Below are 15,234 nucleotides of genomic sequence, written 5' to 3'. Positions count from 1 at the left end.
GTTTAAACCACCCGCTACTTTTTGCTACTACGTCCACCGCCGACGGAAATAACCTTTTTCTTTTTGTTATCTTTTCCGCTATGGGCGCCCGTCACATCGATCTCTTCTTCATCGCATAGCGCGGCAATGACATCAGCCACCCACTGGACCAGTTCCGTGTCGCGCAGCTCCTTGTCATTCACCCGTCCCGCACCAGACTTTGGCACTTTCACCTGCACTGCCTTAGCTGCTGGCCGGTAGGAGGATCCTGGATACAGGCGCTTGAGGCGCACCTGCTTGGAATCCGGAAGCTCCAGCGGATGCAGCTTCACGCGGGTGCCCTGCAGGGCGATATCCACAATCCCCGCGCGGCGCGCCAGGTGGCGCAGGCGAGTGACGCTGAGCAGCCTGAGAACAGGTTCGGGAAGCGGACCGTAGCGGTCGGACATTTCCTCCATCACGCCACGGAGGTCCTCCTCCGTGCGGCTCGCCGCAAGCTTGCGGTAGATTTCCAGACGCAGACGTTCCGAGGCGATGTAGTCGTCGGGGATATGGGAATCCACCGGGAGGTCCACGCGGATCTCAGCAGACTGCTGGTCGGTCGCGTCGAGAGGCTTGCCATCGGCGAGCGCACGGAACGCCTCCACAGCTTCCTCCACGAGGCGAACGTAGAGGTCGAACCCTACTCCGGCGATATGGCCGGATTGCTCCGCACCGAGGACATTGCCGGCGCCTCGCATCTCAAGATCTTTCATGGCCACGGCCATGCCGGCACCCATATCGTTGTTCTGGGCGATGGTAGTCAACCGCTCGTACGAGGTCTCCGTCAAGACCTGTCCCTTGGGGTAGAGGAAATATGCGTAGGCACGCTCACGGGAGCGACCGACACGACCGCGCAGCTGGTGCAGCTGCGACAGTCCCATGTGGTGCGCATTTTCAACGATGAGCGTGTTGGCGTTGGCGATGTCCAATCCGGTCTCCACGATCGTCGTGCACACGAGCACGTCGAATTCGCGGTCCCAGAAGCCCTGTACCGTTTTTTCCAGCTGCTCCTCGCTCATTTGCCCATGGGCAACGACGATGCGCGCCTCAGGAACGAGCTCGCGCAGCTGGCGGGCACGCTCCTCAATGGACTTGACGCGGTTATGCACATAAAAGACCTGGCCGTCGCGCAGCAGCTCACGCCGAATCGCCGCCGCCACCTGCTTGTCTTCCTGCGCGCCGACGTAGGTAAGCACCGGGCGGCGATCTTGCGGCGGGGTGAGGATCGTCGTCATCTCACGGATCCCGGACATGCTCATTTCCAGCGTGCGGGGAATCGGCGTGGCGGACATGGTGAGCACGTCGACGTGTGCGCGCAGGGCTTTGATGTGCTCCTTGTGCTCGACGCCAAAGCGCTGCTCCTCGTCGACGATGACGAGGCCGAGATCTTTCCACTGCACACCAGTCTGCAGCAAACGGTGGGTACCGATGACGATGTCCACCGAGCCGTCGACAAGCCCCTTGATAATCTCGCGGGCCTGCTTGTCGGGGGTGAAGCGCGACAACTGGCGGATGGTGATGCCAAAGCCATCCATCCGCTCCCTGAACGTCGCCTCGTGCTGCTGCGCGAGAAGCGTCGTGGGCACAAGAACCGCGACCTGCTTGCCGTCCTGAACCGCCTTGAACGCCGCACGGACAGCAACTTCCGTTTTGCCGTATCCCACATCACCGATGATCACGCGGTCCATGGGCACCGGCTGCTCCATGTCGTGCTTCACTGCGTCGATGGCGAGCATCTGGTCCTCGGTTTCGACGTAGGGGAAGTTATCCTCCATCTCCGCCTGCCACGGGGAATCAGGCGCGAACGCATGCCCTGGCGCGGCGCGACGTTTGGCGTACAGATCGACGAGCTCCGCTGCGATCTCCTTGACCGCACTGCGGGCTTTCTTCTTCGTCTTCTTCCAATCGGCGCCCCCCATCTTGGACACCGTCGGCTTCTCCCCGCCCACGTACTTGCTGAGCAGGTCGAGGGAGTCCATGGGGACGTACAGCTGATCGGGAGGGCCACCGCGCCTGCTGGGTGCGTACTCGAGCACGATGTACTCGCGGCGGGAGGTGTCGTCGCCGGTGCGCACCTCACGTTCGGTCATCTTCACAAACCGGCCAATGCCGTGCGTTTCATGCACGACATAGTCGCCAGCGGTCAGCGCCAGTGGGTCCACACGGTTGCGCTTTTTGGCTTTGCGACGCTTCGCCCCGGCGATGTCGCCGACACGGTTACCGGTCACGTCCGTCTCCGTCACCACAACCAGCGGTGTCTCGCTATCCTGTGGGACGAACACTACACCGTTGTGGGAAAAAGCCTGGTAAATGGTGACCGCTCCGGCCTTCGGCTTCATGCCCTCTGTGCCCTGGACATGCGCGATGCCTCGCTCGTGGAGCTTGTCTCCAAACCGGGCACAGTTGGCTTTCTGTGGGGAGATGTAAACCGCAGCGCCTCCGGCTAAGGTGTGTGCGAGAAGCTGCTCCATGAGCTGGGAGATCTTCTTTTCATCTCCGCGTGGCCGTACGAGGTCTCCGAAGCTGAGGGGAAGAGTCTCCGCATCGTCGCTGGCCATCATCCCCGGTGGGGTCAACGTCCACAGCGGGATTTCGTGCTCACGCGCGGTTACCTCAAGGGATTCGAGGGAGCGGTAACTCGAGGGCTCGAGGTCAAGATCCTTGTGGTCGACGGGGCCGTCGCCTCCCATCGCCGCCAATTCCCACCCCGCTTCGAGGAATTCGGTGTCTGTTGCTTTCAGGTCGCCCACGCGGGTCCGGATCCGCTCTGGATCTACAAGCAGGACGTGCGCGCCTTCCGGCAGTTTGTCGACGATTGTTACGAGCGGTGAATCCGTCAGCACCGGGATGAGGGTCTCCATCCCGTCCGCCGATATGCCCTCGGCAACCTTGCCGACGATCTGTGCAAGCGCCTGGTTGCCGCCGTAGGTTCGCGCGAGCGCTTCCGCTCTCTTTTTGATTTCATCCGTGATCGGCAACGCGCGCGCCGGGTAGAGATCAACTTTTTTCAGTTGGCCATCCGAATAGGTGCGCTGATCAGCCACCGCAAAGGTGGTGATCTCGGTTACCTCATCGCCCCAAAATTCCACGCGCACTGGGTTATTGGCGGTTGTGGGGAAAATGTCGATGATGCCGCCACGCACGGCGAACTCACCGCGAGCAGCAACAAGGTCGACGCGGGAGTAGGAGCGAAAGACAAGGGAATCGATTAGCTCTTCAAAGGGGTAGTCCTCCCCCACTGTAACTGTCACCGGATCCCGACCCGTCACCTCGTTTACCAGGGGTTGGGCGAGTCCTCGTGCGGCGGTAACTACCACGTCTAGGGAATCCAGGTGGTGAAGCACTTTCGCCTGCTGGCCGATGATATCCACACCGGGGCTCAAGCGCTCGTGTGGCAGCGTCTCCCATGACGGGTAGTACATGACCTTGTCTCCCATCATGGCTGTAAGCTCCGCAGTGAGGTCTTCTGCCTCCCGGCCACTGGCCGTCACAACAAGCAACGGCACATGCGCCGACAGCGCACCAACAAGCCACGGGCGCACCTCATCAGGCGCGGTGATGTGGAGAGTTTCCTCCCCGAGGTTTTTCACCGCCCCCGCGATCGCCCGATCTTTGCGTGCAACGGACAACACACCGCTCAGCGTCGGCACAGCTACATCTCCCCTTCTCTTATTTGGAAACCACGCCACTATACGCGCGGATGCACCGACTATGCACTATACGGCAGCATCCGGCGCGGAGATGTGGCCTTCCCCGCTCTTGGTGTCCGAGGCCAATAATTTCAGCGACGGAGCAGCCTCCATGTCTTTCAGCCCGTTCCAGCACAGGTTGACGATGTGGGCGGCCACCACTTCCTTCGCTGGCTCCCGCACGTCCAGCCACCACTGGGCCGTCCCCGAAATCATGCCTACCAGTGCCTGCGCGTAAAGGGCGGCAAAAGAAGGATCCAAGTTCGTCCGTTTAAAGGACTCTGCTAGGTAGGCCGACGCACGGTTGGTGACCTCCCCCAACAGGGTGGAAAAACTCTTCTCTTCCTCCAGCGGAACGTCGCGTACAAGAATGCGGAACCCATCTGGGTGTTCTTCCACGTAGGTCAGCAGAGTCAGGGTCACCTTTTCGATGCGGTACCGTGAACTGCCCTCGACCATGGCCTCTTCAGTCAGCTCTTTGAGGTGTGTCACTTCGCGCTTGACTACCTCGGCGTAGAGCTTCTCCTTTGACCCGAAGTGTTCGTAGACCACAGGCTTGCTTACACCGGCCCGGGAGGAGATTTCTTCCATCGATGTCCCGTCGAGCCCCCGCTCAGAAAACAACGACAGCCCAATGCGCAGAAGCTGCTCGCGCCGTTGCTCACCTGTCATCCTCTTTCGTGCCATGCAATAAATCATAGCCGTTCCATTCGCCCCCGTTGCCCTCCCAACGGGCGATGTGCATTCCACGGTTGTCATGTTGTAATGTGTAAAGACGCTGTAGTTCCCCGTGGTGTAATGGCAACACTTCGGTTTTTGGTACCGACATTCTAGGTTCGAGTCCTGGCGGGGAAGCAAGTATCCGGCCCCGCTCACACAGAGCGGGGCCGTTTTTTCACGATCACTAGAAATCGAGGGGGCTTAGGTAGGAAAAGTCGCCCCGACACCGGGTTACGCGCGCACTGCGCAGGCGCGTGCGCTGGCGCGCGAACCAGCAAAACCGCCTAATAAAAACCGATTAATGCCTACCGACTAATGCCTATGGCGCGCGTAGTCAGACTGACCCGTGCGGGCTGCGTCCTTGGAGTTGCCCTGATCGCCGTTACCCATAACTGAATCCGGGAGTTCGCCCGGCTTAGTCACCAAGAACTGCCCCATCATGCCCATGTCCTCGTGATACAGCATGTGGCAGTGGTACATGTAGGGCCACCGCGTTGAGGTGTATTTATTCGTAAAACGAACGGCGACCTTGGCATACGCATTCGGCGGCAAGAGAATAGTGTCTTTCCACCCACGTGTCATAACAAGCGACTTCGTATTCTTCAACGAGAGAATACGGAACTGCGTATCGTGCACGTGCATGTTGTGAAGCCAGTCCGTGTCATAGTTTGAGAACGTCCACACCTCCCAGTGGTCATGGTCAACGGTGAAATCCACCCGTTGCATATCCATGACCTCATCGTTGATGCGGAACCCCTTCAACCCGAACTCACGAGTCGGCGCACCCGACAAGTCAGGTATCTCCTCTGCGCTGGGATTCATGTCCCGTGGCAGGTCACCGGGGACAGGCGCATCCTCAGCCGGGCCCGTAATTGTCAAGAGAGTGAAAGCATCCTTCAGGCCGAAGTCCGGGGTCCCCTCATCATCCGGCACATCCAACTTATCCGGGAACGGGGTCGCCTTCAGCGTCACCTTCTCCCCCGGCTCAAGATCAACAACAACTTCCACGCGCTCGCCGGGGCTCATGGGAATCCGCTCAACCGGCAGGGGGTTATTGAGGTACCCACCCTCTGAAGCAATGACAGTGAACTGCTTCTTCCCGGACAGTTCCAGGTTAAACATGCGCATCGTCGAACCGTCAAGGATGCGGAAGCGAACGCGACGACGAGGCGCGTCAAAGTGCGCGTTGGTAATACCGTTCACCAGGGGCACATCCCCTAGAAGGCCCAAGTCCGGCAAATCGGTCTCGTCGCGGGTGCCATCTTCGTTAAAACGAATATCTGTTAACACCAACGGGATGTCATCCACCCCGTAGTCATGCGGCAACTTTTCCGCTGCGGGGTTGTCATCGTCGATGATGATCATCCCCGCCAACCCCCTATACGCATGCAACCCCGTCACACCGTGCGGGTGCGGGTGGTACCACAAGGTGCTCGCATGGTTTTCAATTTCCCACGAGGGTTCCCACGTTTCCCCCGGCTCGATGGGCAAGTGCGGTCCACCGTCGCACTCGCCGGGCACGATCATGCCGTGCCAGTGGACCGTGGTCATCTCGTCCAAGGAGTTGGTGACCTGCACACCGACCTTGTGTCCGCGGGTGAACCGGAGCGTAGGTCCCAAGAATGTCCCGTTGAAACCCCACGTAGGAGTCTGAACATCCGGGAGAATATTTGTCATTCCGGCTTGCGCCTCGATGGCCGACCATTCCACACCATCACGCATTTCTGTTTGCGCCAATGGGGGGATGGGCAACGGGCGCGGCTCACCACCGTAACCACGCACAGTGGGGGTACACCCCGCCCCCACTAAACCAACCAGAGGGATCGCACTGAGAGTTTTCAGCACCGATCGACGAGAGACCATAGTTTTACCGGCGGCCGAGCTTACGCCCGCACCGCCGCGTCGATCACCCGTATACCTGGGGTTTTTAAATCTTCGTGCCATAACTACTACACAGTCTAAACCTTTTCTTTCACATTAGGGGTACCGCCATGGTGGTGAAGGCACCACCATGGCGATGAAGACTGGGTTCCTCCAAATGTAGGACTATTCCGTGCCCTCTGTAGTCAGGTCGTACAATGGGGTGGATTTTGTTACACACGTGAATGAAAGGCGCACCGTGACACAGACCGCCGTAATCATCCTGGCCGCAGGACAGGGCACTCGTATGAAGTCCGCACGTCCCAAAATGCTGCACGAGGTCGGCGGGCGCAGCATGCTGTCGCATGCCCTCCACGCCGCCAACGGACTACACCCCACCCACCTTGTTACCGTCATCGGGCACGGAAGGGATCAGGTAGAGGCGGCCATCGAAGCCATCGGTATTCCCACAACGACGGTCGTGCAGGAGGAACAAAAGGGCACGGGCGATGCCGTCCGCATCGGGCTGACCGCGATTCCCGATGACTTCTCCGGCACCGTCATCGTCACCACCTCGGACGTTCCGCTGCTTGACACCGACACGCTTACTACTCTTGACGAGGTGCACGCCTCCGGCGCAACGGTCGTCACTACGACCGCCCCCGATCCGCACGGATACGGTCGCATCATCCGGCTTGCCGACGGCAGCGTCGACCGCATCGTTGAGGAAAAAGATGCCACTGACAGTGAACGCCAGATCAACGAGGTGAACTCCGGCGTGTACGCGTTCGATGCCGCATTGCTGAGGGATGCCGTCGAAAAGCTAGACACCAACAACGCGCAAGGAGAGCTGTACCTCACCGATGTTGTTGAGCAGACTGCGGACGCGCACGCCTTCCATCTCGACGACGAGCTCCTCGTCGCCGGTGTTAACGACCGCGTGCAGCTGGCCGCGATGAACAAGGAATTTAACCGCAGGCGCTGCGAACAGGCCATGTGCGACGGAGCCACCCTCATCGACCCAGACACTACCTTCATTGATGCCGATGTCACCATTGGCAAGGATGTCACGATCTACCCGGGAACCCAGCTGCGCGGCACAACGAGTATCGCAGACAACTGTGAGATCGGCCCTGATACCACCCTCACAAACATGACTATCGACGAGGGCGCCTCCGTTGTACGGACCCACGGGTTCGACTCCCACATCGGCCCCGGTGCCACCGTGGGGCCGTTCACCTACATCCGACCTGGCACTGACCTTGGCAAGGATGCCAAGCTCGGCGGGTTCACTGAGGCGAAGAAGGCCACCATCGGGGAGGGCTCCAAGGTGCCACATCTGACCTACATCGGTGACGCAACCGTCGGCAAGTTCTCCAACATCGGCGCCTCCAGCGTCTTCGTGAACTACGACGGCGTCAACAAGCACCACACCACCGTTGGTGACCACGTCCGCACCGGCTCCGACACCATGTTCGTCGCACCGGTCAACGTCGGTGATGGAGCATATTCCGGTGCGGGTACAGTGATCAAGGAAGACGTGCCAGCAGGGGCCCTCGTGGTCTCCGGTGGCAAACAACGCAATATCGAAGGTTGGGTGCAGGCCAAACGACCCGGCACCCCAGCCGCCGAAGCTGCCGCACGTGCCAACGCACGCAAAGCAGAGAACTAACGAGGAAGGCAACCCCCACAACCATGTCCGGTTCCAGCTGGAGAGAAAACAAAAAGGCCCTCATGCTCTTTTCGGGCCGCGGCAACCCCGCACTCGGCGAGGCAGTAGCCAAGGAGCTCGGGATTGAGCTCACGCCAACGACCGCCCGCGACTTCGCCAACGGCGAAATCTTCATCCGCTTCGAAGAATCCGTCCGCGGCTCTGACGCGTTCGTGATCCAGTCGCACACGCAGCCCATGAACAAGAATGTCATGGAGCAGCTCATCATGATCGATGCCCTCAAGCGAGGTTCTGCGAAGCGCATCACCGCGATCGTTCCGTTCTACCCCTACGCCCGCCAGGACAAGAAGCACCGCGGCCGCGAACCCATTTCTGCCCGCCTCATCGCTGACCTCCTCAAGGTTGCAGGCGCCGATCGCATCGTCGCGGTCGACCTCCACACCGACCAGATTCAGGGCTTCTTCGACGGCCCTGTGGATCACATGCACGCCATGCCGATCCTCACGGATTACATCAAGAAGAACTATGACATGGCCGACACCATCGTCGTGTCCCCTGATGCTGGCCGTGTGAAGACCGCCGAAAAGTGGGCTAACACCCTCGGCGATCTCCCCCTCGCTTTCGTTCACAAGACCCGCTCAGTCGATGTCGCTAACCAGGTCGTTGCTAACCGCGTTGTTGGTGACGTTGCAGGTCACACTTGTGTGCTTCTCGACGACATGATTGACACCGGTGGCACCATTGCCGGCGCTGTTGGTGTGCTCAAGGAAGCCGGTGCCAAGGATGTCATCATTGCGTGCACCCACGGTGTGTTCTCCGGCCCCGCCCGCGAGCGCCTCAACGCGTGTGGCGCCCGCGAGATCATCACAACGGATACCCTGCCGCAAAACACGGAGGGGTGGGACAACCTGACGGTTCTCCCGATCGCCCCGTTGTTGGCACGGACCATCCACGAGATCTTCGAAAATGGCTCCGTCACCACGCTGTTTGAAGGCCAGGCCTAACCTAGGCTTGCCTGTAGGGCTTTGCGGGTTTCCCGCAAGGCCCTTTCTTTTTCCACCGGGCAACCACTAAGGTTTTCTTCTCCCCTGCCACCACCACAATGACGTTTCCGAAACAGGTTTCCGAATCAGGTTTCTGAAACAGGTTTCCGAAACAGGTTTCTGAAACAGATTTCTGAAACCTGTGGATAACGGGCGCTTTCAACTAGCGGTTTCCTTCAACTAGCGAATTCCGTTCTTTGTTCTGGTTTAGCTGTATGTTGCTTTTTGAGAGCCCCGATGCTGGGAGAAAATCATTGGTAGTCTGGTGCTATGACAACACGTGATTTTGTAATTATCGGTGGTGGCATCAACGCCCTGGTGGCAGCGGCCAACCTCGCGGAGTCCGGCCGGGATGTGCAAGTGCTGGAGCGCAACGATCAGGTCGGCGGCGCGCTACAGTCCACGGAGATCCTCGGCGAAGGCATCGAGGCGGACCTGTACGCCACGAACCTGAACCTGTTTCTTGCTAACCCCGGCTACGAGAAGTGGAAAGATGAGCTCCGGAAGCTGGGCTTCGAAGCTGCTCACACCACCAAGCCGTATTGCAACGTGTTCCCCGACGGGAAGGCAATTAAGGTCTACGGCGACATCGAGAGGACCCGCTCGGGTCTGCGCGAGCATTCCCCGGAAGATCTTCGTGGATTTGATGAGTTGTACAGCGAGTACAAGATCTTCAATAAGGCCATGTTCCCTCTCTACAGCTCGCCGATGCCCACGGCGGAAACTGTAAGTCTTCTGACTTCGGGAGTGACGAAGGTAGGCTTCAATAAGTTCATGGAAGTCGCCCAGATCGTCCTGAGTTCCACCCGCGAGCTCGGTGACCAGTACTTCCATTCGCAAGAGATGAAGGCTCTCATCTCCACGTGGGGCCTCCACATGGACTACGGTCCGGAGGTATCCGCCGGTGCCATGTTCCCCTTCATGGAAACCTTCGCGGACATGGAAAACGGCATGACGCTGGCTAAGGGCGGCGCCCAGAACCTCATCAAGGCCATGGTTGCACTCATCAAGGAGTTCGGTGGCGTGGTCACCACTGATGCCGAGGTCGTAGAAGTGCTCACCGACGGCCAAAAGGCAACGGGTGTCAAGCTTGCTAATGGCGACATCATTGAGGCTCGCGAAGCGGTCATCGCCGGCACTGGCCCCAATGCCCTTTACAACGAGCTGCTAGGCAAGTCCAGCGCAATCGATCACAACGTGCGCTCAAAGGCCGCCCGCTACCAGTACGGACCCGCGACGATGATGGTTCACCTTGCACTCGACGCGCCCGCACCGTGGGCTGCCGGTGAGGAGATCCAGGACTTCCAATATGTCCACATCGGCCCGTACGTGGATGACATGTCACGCACGTACACGCAGGCAATCCAGGGCATCCTTCCGGACAGCCCCACGCTCATCGTCGGTCAACCGACAGCAACCGATCCGACGCGCGCACCCGAGGGCACACATGTCCTGTGGGTCCAGGTTCGCTGCCTTCCGTTCGAGCCGACCAGCGATGCCAAGGGAGAAATCACCCCAGGCACGTGGGACGAGATGAAGGAGGCCTACGCCGACCGCGTCGTCGACAAGCTGGAAGAGTACGCACCGGGGTTGAAAGACCACATCATCGCCCGCGACGTACGCTCCCCCCTCGATCTACAGCGCCACAACCCGAACCTCGTGCGTGGCGACTCGGTCGGTGGTTCCCACCACATCCGCCAGATGTTCCTGTTCCGCCCGTGGCTTGGTGGCTCGACGTACAAGACTCCGGTGAAGAACCTGTACATGATTGGTGCGGCGACGTGGCCGGGCGGCGGTTTGAACGGCTTGTCCGGGTGGCACCTGTCTGAACATCTGCTCGGAGATTCCATCCAGGATCGAATCTCCGACAAAGTGGTCAACGGCGTCAACCGCGTCAGGGAGTTTGTCCGCCGCTGGTAGTGTGGTAGAATTTCGCTCGTCTCGGCGAGGGCTGCATTGTACAGCCGTTATCGACGCGATGAGCAGAGTATGTAACCTGCGAAGACTCGACGAGAATGTCTTCGCAGGTTTTTTCATTCCTCGCGGAGATGGTACACATCTACGACTTTTAAGGAGACTTTTTCATGGCAAACAAGGCCCTGGATCTTTCCGCCAATCCCCGCAACGAATTTGGTAAGGGTGCCGCCCGCCGCGCACGTCGCGCAGGCCTCGTCCCCGGCGTGATCTACTCCAAGGACACCGAGCCGGTACACTTCACTACCGACCGTCTTGACCTCACCTCTATCGTCCGCAACCACGGCACCAACGCCGTCGTCGATGTTGACATCGAGGGCGAGAAGCACCTCACCCTGATCAAGCACATCGACCAGAACGTTCTCTCCCTCGAGATCGACCACGTTGACCTCCTCGCCATTAAGCGTGGCGAGAAGGTTGAGGTCGAGGTTCCGGTTGTCTACGAGGGCGAGCCTGCACCTGGCGCACTCGTATTCCAGGAGGTCGATACCCTCCGTATCGAGTCCGACGTGCTGTCCATTCCGGATGAGCTCACTGTTTCCGTCGAGGGCCTGGAGATCGGTTCCCAGATCACCGCCGCCGACATCGTGCTCGAGGATGGCGCTACGCTTGTTGACGAGGACGACCTCCTCATCATCAATATCGTTGAGCCGCAGGAAGAGGAGCCGGAAGAGGAAGAGGCTGCTGCCGAGGGCGAAGCTGTTGCCGAGGGCGAAGCTGCTGCCGAGGCTCCTGCCGAGGGCGAAGAGTAATTCTTCTCTCTTTTCGCAAAACCGGGCACCCACACGGTGCCCGGTTTTTGGGTTTATGTAGCGAAATGTGCCGCAGAGGCACAAAAAGGGTTTAAGCGAATAAACGGGCCGGGGACCACAGTGAGTGTCCCCGGCCCGCAGTGTCTATAACGTGTTAGAGGCTACAGATTACTTCTCGTAGTGTTTGAGGTTGACCTGAGGAGTAGGTGCCAGCGTGTGCGTTGCGGGGTTCTCCACATCGGGGCGGCGCATGTCTACCTGCGAATCCTCATCCGTTGCCTTGTACGGAATCTTGCCGGTCAGTACGTCGTGGACGCGATCCATATCGACGGTTCCAGTCCACTTGCCAACGAGAATGGTGGCAACCGCGTTACCGGAGAAGTTGGTCAGAGCTCGAGCCTCACCCATGAACTTGTCGATGCCAAGTAGCACAGGAACACCGGACAAGAGCTGCGGAGAGTGCGACTGAAGTCCTGCTGAAAGGACAGCGATGCCGGCGCCTGCCACACCAGCGGCGCCCTTAGAAGCGATGATCATAAAAACCAACAAACCAATCTGATCTCCGAGAGCCATGGGAGTGTGCATAGCATCGGCAATGAAGATAGCACTCATCGTGAGGTAGATGGCTGTGCCGTCGAGGTTGAAGGAATAACCAGTAGGTACAACGATGCCGACGGTGGCTCGATCAACTCCGGCGTGCTCCATCTTGCGCATGAGATTCGGAAGCGCAGACTCAGACGATGCTGTCGCCACGATGAGTAGGTACTCGCGGGCAAGGTACTTTGCCAGCCGGAAAATGTTCTGTCGCGTGAAGGCATACAACACTGTGCCGAGCACGCCGAAGATGAACAGGAAACACGTGAGGTAGAAGGCAAACATCAAGATCGCGAGCTGGCCCACGGCTTTGAGGCCAGTCGAGCCGACAACACCGGCCATAGCACCGAACGCGCCGACGGGAGCGAGCCACAGGATCATGGTCAAGAGCTTGAACACAACTTTCTGCAGATGCCCGACGAAGTTCAAAATGGGTTGTCCAGCCTGCCCCATCGACTGCACGGCGAACCCGAACATAAGCGCGATGAACAGCACCTGCAGCACGGACCCAGAAGTGAATGCCGAGAACATCGTGTCGGGGATAATATCGGAGATCATTCCCCACAGCCCACTGCTAGACTCCCCGGATGCTGCCTTTTCTTCAGCAGCTCTGATTGCTTCCTCACTCGGCTCGATCTTCATTCCGGACCCGGGCTCGATGATATTGCCCACAACAAGCCCAACTGCGAGAGCGAAAGTGGACATTGTGATGAAGTAGATGAGGGCAAGGCCACCGGCTTTGCCGACACTAGCTGCTGCACGCACCGAACCGATCCCCAGCACGATGGTGCAGAAGATGATCGGCGGAATGATCATTGTGATGAGCTTGATAAACAGCGTTCCGAGTGGCTTGAAGCCAGTCGCAATATCAGGGGCAATGAGGCCCAGAGCGATGCCTCCGACGACAGCCACGATAACGCCGATGTACAGCCAATGGGTTCGATCCTTCGGTGCCTCTTTTTCCTTCGGAATCTGCGGTGAGTCGGAGACGTAGTCCTCGATATCCACCTTGTGCGAATCCGCTTGCGATACCTGTGTCATCGCATTCCTTCCTATTCTTCGTGTTCGTTAATTGTAAGCACGATCACACAGCAAAGTACATGAATTTACCTTTGGTTAACCCCGCTTTCACACCACCCATTCCGATGATCATCTACGTCTCAGAGGTGATTCTGTCCGCAGGCTGCGATGCGGGTAGCCTTATGTCCCATGAATCAATCCATCCTGTCCGAGGCATCCCGTCGCCGCACGTTCGCCGTCATTGCGCACCCTGACGCTGGTAAGTCCACGCTTACCGAGGCTCTCGCGCTCCACGCCCACGTCATCGCCGAGGCCGGTGCCGTCCACGGCAAGGCCGGCCGCAAGGCGACGGTGAGCGACTGGATGGAGATGGAGAAAGATCGTGGTATCTCCATCGCCTCCTCCGCCCTGCAGTTTGAGTACAAGCCGGAGGGGTACGAGGGCGAGCCCTACATGATTAATCTCGTGGACACACCGGGCCACGCAGATTTCTCCGAGGACACTTACCGTGTTCTAACTGCGGTTGATGCTGCAGTTATGCTCATCGACGGCGCGAAGGGACTCGAGCCCCAGACACTCAAGCTCTTCCGCGTGTGTAAGGCCCGCGGTTTGCCGATTATTACTGTCGTCAACAAGTGGGACCGCCCAGGCAAGCAGCCGCTCGAGCTTGTCGACGAAATTGTCGAGGAAATCGGGCTCCAACCGACGCCGCTGTTTTGGCCCGTTGGCGAGGCCGGCGACTTCAAGGGATTGGCGCGCCTGTCTCTCGACGGCGAACCCGAGGAATACATTCACTTTCTGCGCACAGCTGGTGGTTCAACGATCGCTCCCGAGGAGCACTACTCCCCCAACGAGGCGGCCGAGAAGGAACCAGTGGACTGGTCGCGTGCCGTCGAGGAAGCAGAGCTTTTGGCCATGGACGGTGCTATCCACGACGAAGAGCTATTCCTTGACTGCACCACGTCTCCAATGATCTTCGCCTCGGCGATGCTGAACTTTGGTGTCCACCAGATCCTTGACGCTCTGTGCTCATTGGCACCGCGCCCCCACCCCCGCGATTCCGATCCGCAAGCAATCGAGGAATCAACGACGGCGATGGACGAGACCCGCGAGGTGGACGATGCCTTCTCAGGCGTCGTATTCAAGGTGCAGGCGGGCATGGATAAGAAACACCGCGACACTCTTGCGTTCATGCGCGTTGTATCCGGCGAATTCGAACGTGGCATGCAGGTCACCCACGCACAGTCCGGCCGGAGCTTTTCCACCAAGTACGCATTGACGGTGTTCGGCCGTTCCCGTGAGACGGTGGAATCCGCCTTCCCCGGCGATATCGTCGGTCTGGTCAACGCGGGTTCGCTTGCCCCGGGCGACACAATTTACGCGGGTAAAAAGGTCCAATTCCCGCCTATGCCCCAGTTCGCTCCAGAGCATTTCTGCACGCTCCGAGCCAAGTCCCTTGGCAAGTACAAGCAGTTCCGCAAGGGCTTGGAGCAGCTCGATTCCGAAGGGGTCGTGCAGATTCTCAAAAACGATGCCCGTGGCGATGCCAACCCAGTGATGGCCGCCGTCGGGCCCATGCAGTTCGAGGTCATGCAGGCGCGCATGGAAAATGAATACAACGTGGAGACCGTCACCGAGCCGGTCCCGTATTCCGTCGCTCGTAAGACCACGCCGGAAACGGCAGAGGAGCTACGTAAACAGCGCGGTGTAGAGATCTTCACTCGCACGGACGGGGAGCTCATAGCTTTGTTCGGCGATAAGTGGAGGCTCCAATTTATTGAAAAGGAGCACCCTGAGTTTGAACTGGAAACATTGGTAGCGGATTAGAGTACTGAAACAGGCTGCTTCTATAATTAACCCCGCCACCTCGGGCAATGGTCCCTGGTTTA

The 15,234-nt window shown here is 59.0% G+C and carries 9 protein-coding genes and 1 tRNA gene; 6 read left to right on the top strand and 4 right to left on the bottom strand.

What is annotated here, in order from left to right; genetic code table 11:
• Positions 1-14: 14 nt before the first annotated feature.
• Together mfd and CGLUCO_RS04385 are read right to left on the bottom strand one after the other, a co-directional pair.
• Positions 15-3,671, bottom strand: coding sequence for a transcription-repair coupling factor (gene mfd / locus CGLUCO_RS04390; RefSeq protein ID WP_084035900.1), 3,657 nt, complete (start codon positions 3,669-3,671; stop codon positions 15-17).
• A 66-nt stretch (positions 3,672-3,737) separates the two neighbouring features.
• Positions 3,738-4,397, bottom strand: coding sequence for a TetR/AcrR family transcriptional regulator (locus CGLUCO_RS04385; protein WP_198481430.1), 660 nt, complete (start codon positions 4,395-4,397; stop codon positions 3,738-3,740).
• 97 nt (positions 4,398-4,494) lie between these two features.
• Between CGLUCO_RS04385 and CGLUCO_RS04380 the strand changes: the two genes are divergently transcribed.
• A tRNA-Gln gene (locus CGLUCO_RS04380) sits at positions 4,495-4,565 on the top strand.
• A 177-nt stretch (positions 4,566-4,742) separates the two neighbouring features.
• Here the strand turns inward: CGLUCO_RS04380 and CGLUCO_RS04375 are convergent.
• Positions 4,743-6,152: a multicopper oxidase family protein gene (locus CGLUCO_RS04375; protein WP_084035904.1), complete on the bottom strand. Its 1,410-nt coding sequence runs from the start codon at positions 6,150-6,152 to the stop codon at positions 4,743-4,745.
• A gap of 445 nt (positions 6,153-6,597) precedes the next feature.
• Here CGLUCO_RS04375 and glmU point away from each other — a divergent pair, with 445 nt between their 5' ends.
• From glmU to CGLUCO_RS04355, 4 genes are all read left to right on the top strand, one after another.
• Complete coding sequence (gene glmU / locus CGLUCO_RS04370) at positions 6,598-7,962, top strand: bifunctional UDP-N-acetylglucosamine diphosphorylase/glucosamine-1-phosphate N-acetyltransferase GlmU (RefSeq protein ID WP_232622036.1); 1,365 nt, start codon at positions 6,598-6,600, stop codon at positions 7,960-7,962.
• 23 nt (positions 7,963-7,985) lie between these two features.
• Positions 7,986-8,966, top strand: a complete 981-nt coding sequence (locus CGLUCO_RS04365) for a ribose-phosphate diphosphokinase (protein ID WP_005391835.1) — start codon at positions 7,986-7,988, stop codon at positions 8,964-8,966.
• Between the two features lie 309 nt (positions 8,967-9,275).
• Complete coding sequence (locus CGLUCO_RS04360) at positions 9,276-10,925, top strand: phytoene desaturase family protein (RefSeq protein WP_005395835.1); 1,650 nt, start codon at positions 9,276-9,278, stop codon at positions 10,923-10,925.
• Positions 10,926-11,089: 164 nt separating this feature from the next.
• On the top strand, positions 11,090-11,731 hold the full coding sequence (locus CGLUCO_RS04355; RefSeq protein WP_005395833.1) for a 50S ribosomal protein L25/general stress protein Ctc: 642 nt from the start codon (positions 11,090-11,092) through the stop codon (positions 11,729-11,731).
• 168 nt (positions 11,732-11,899) lie between these two features.
• On the opposite strand, the gene CGLUCO_RS04350 is transcribed toward CGLUCO_RS04355, so the two are convergent.
• Entirely contained in the window at positions 11,900-13,366 is a 1,467-nt protein-coding gene (locus CGLUCO_RS04350; protein ID WP_005391830.1) for a C4-dicarboxylate transporter DctA, read from the bottom strand.
• A gap of 168 nt (positions 13,367-13,534) precedes the next feature.
• On the opposite strand from CGLUCO_RS04350, the gene CGLUCO_RS04345 reads away from it, so the two are divergent.
• Positions 13,535-15,172, top strand: coding sequence for a peptide chain release factor 3 (locus CGLUCO_RS04345; protein ID WP_005391829.1), 1,638 nt, complete (start codon positions 13,535-13,537; stop codon positions 15,170-15,172).
• The last annotated feature ends 62 nt before the right edge of the window (positions 15,173-15,234 follow it).

The organism is Corynebacterium glucuronolyticum DSM 44120 (assembly GCF_030440595.1).
Lineage (GTDB): Bacteria > Actinomycetota > Actinomycetes > Mycobacteriales > Mycobacteriaceae > Corynebacterium > Corynebacterium glucuronolyticum.
Note: the sequence above shows the minus strand (reverse complement) of the source record. Positions and strands in the feature narration are given on the sequence as shown.

Excerpts from the sequence above, each read along its gene's own strand:
- CGLUCO_RS04385 (WP_198481430.1), bottom strand. The coding sequence starts at position 4,397 with ATGGCACGAAAGAGGATGACAGGTGAGCAACGGCGCGAGCAGCTTCTG.
- CGLUCO_RS04375 (WP_084035904.1), bottom strand. The coding sequence starts at position 6,152 with ATGCGTGATGGTGTGGAATGGTCGGCCATCGAGGCGCAAGCCGGAATG.
- glmU (WP_232622036.1), top strand. The coding sequence starts at position 6,598 with ATGAAGTCCGCACGTCCCAAAATGCTGCACGAGGTCGGCGGGCGCAGC.
- CGLUCO_RS04365 (WP_005391835.1), top strand. The coding sequence starts at position 7,986 with ATGTCCGGTTCCAGCTGGAGAGAAAACAAAAAGGCCCTCATGCTCTTT.
- CGLUCO_RS04360 (WP_005395835.1), top strand. The coding sequence starts at position 9,276 with ATGACAACACGTGATTTTGTAATTATCGGTGGTGGCATCAACGCCCTG.
- CGLUCO_RS04355 (WP_005395833.1), top strand. The coding sequence starts at position 11,090 with ATGGCAAACAAGGCCCTGGATCTTTCCGCCAATCCCCGCAACGAATTT.
- CGLUCO_RS04350 (WP_005391830.1), bottom strand. The coding sequence starts at position 13,366 with ATGACACAGGTATCGCAAGCGGATTCGCACAAGGTGGATATCGAGGAC.
- CGLUCO_RS04345 (WP_005391829.1), top strand. The coding sequence starts at position 13,535 with ATGAATCAATCCATCCTGTCCGAGGCATCCCGTCGCCGCACGTTCGCC.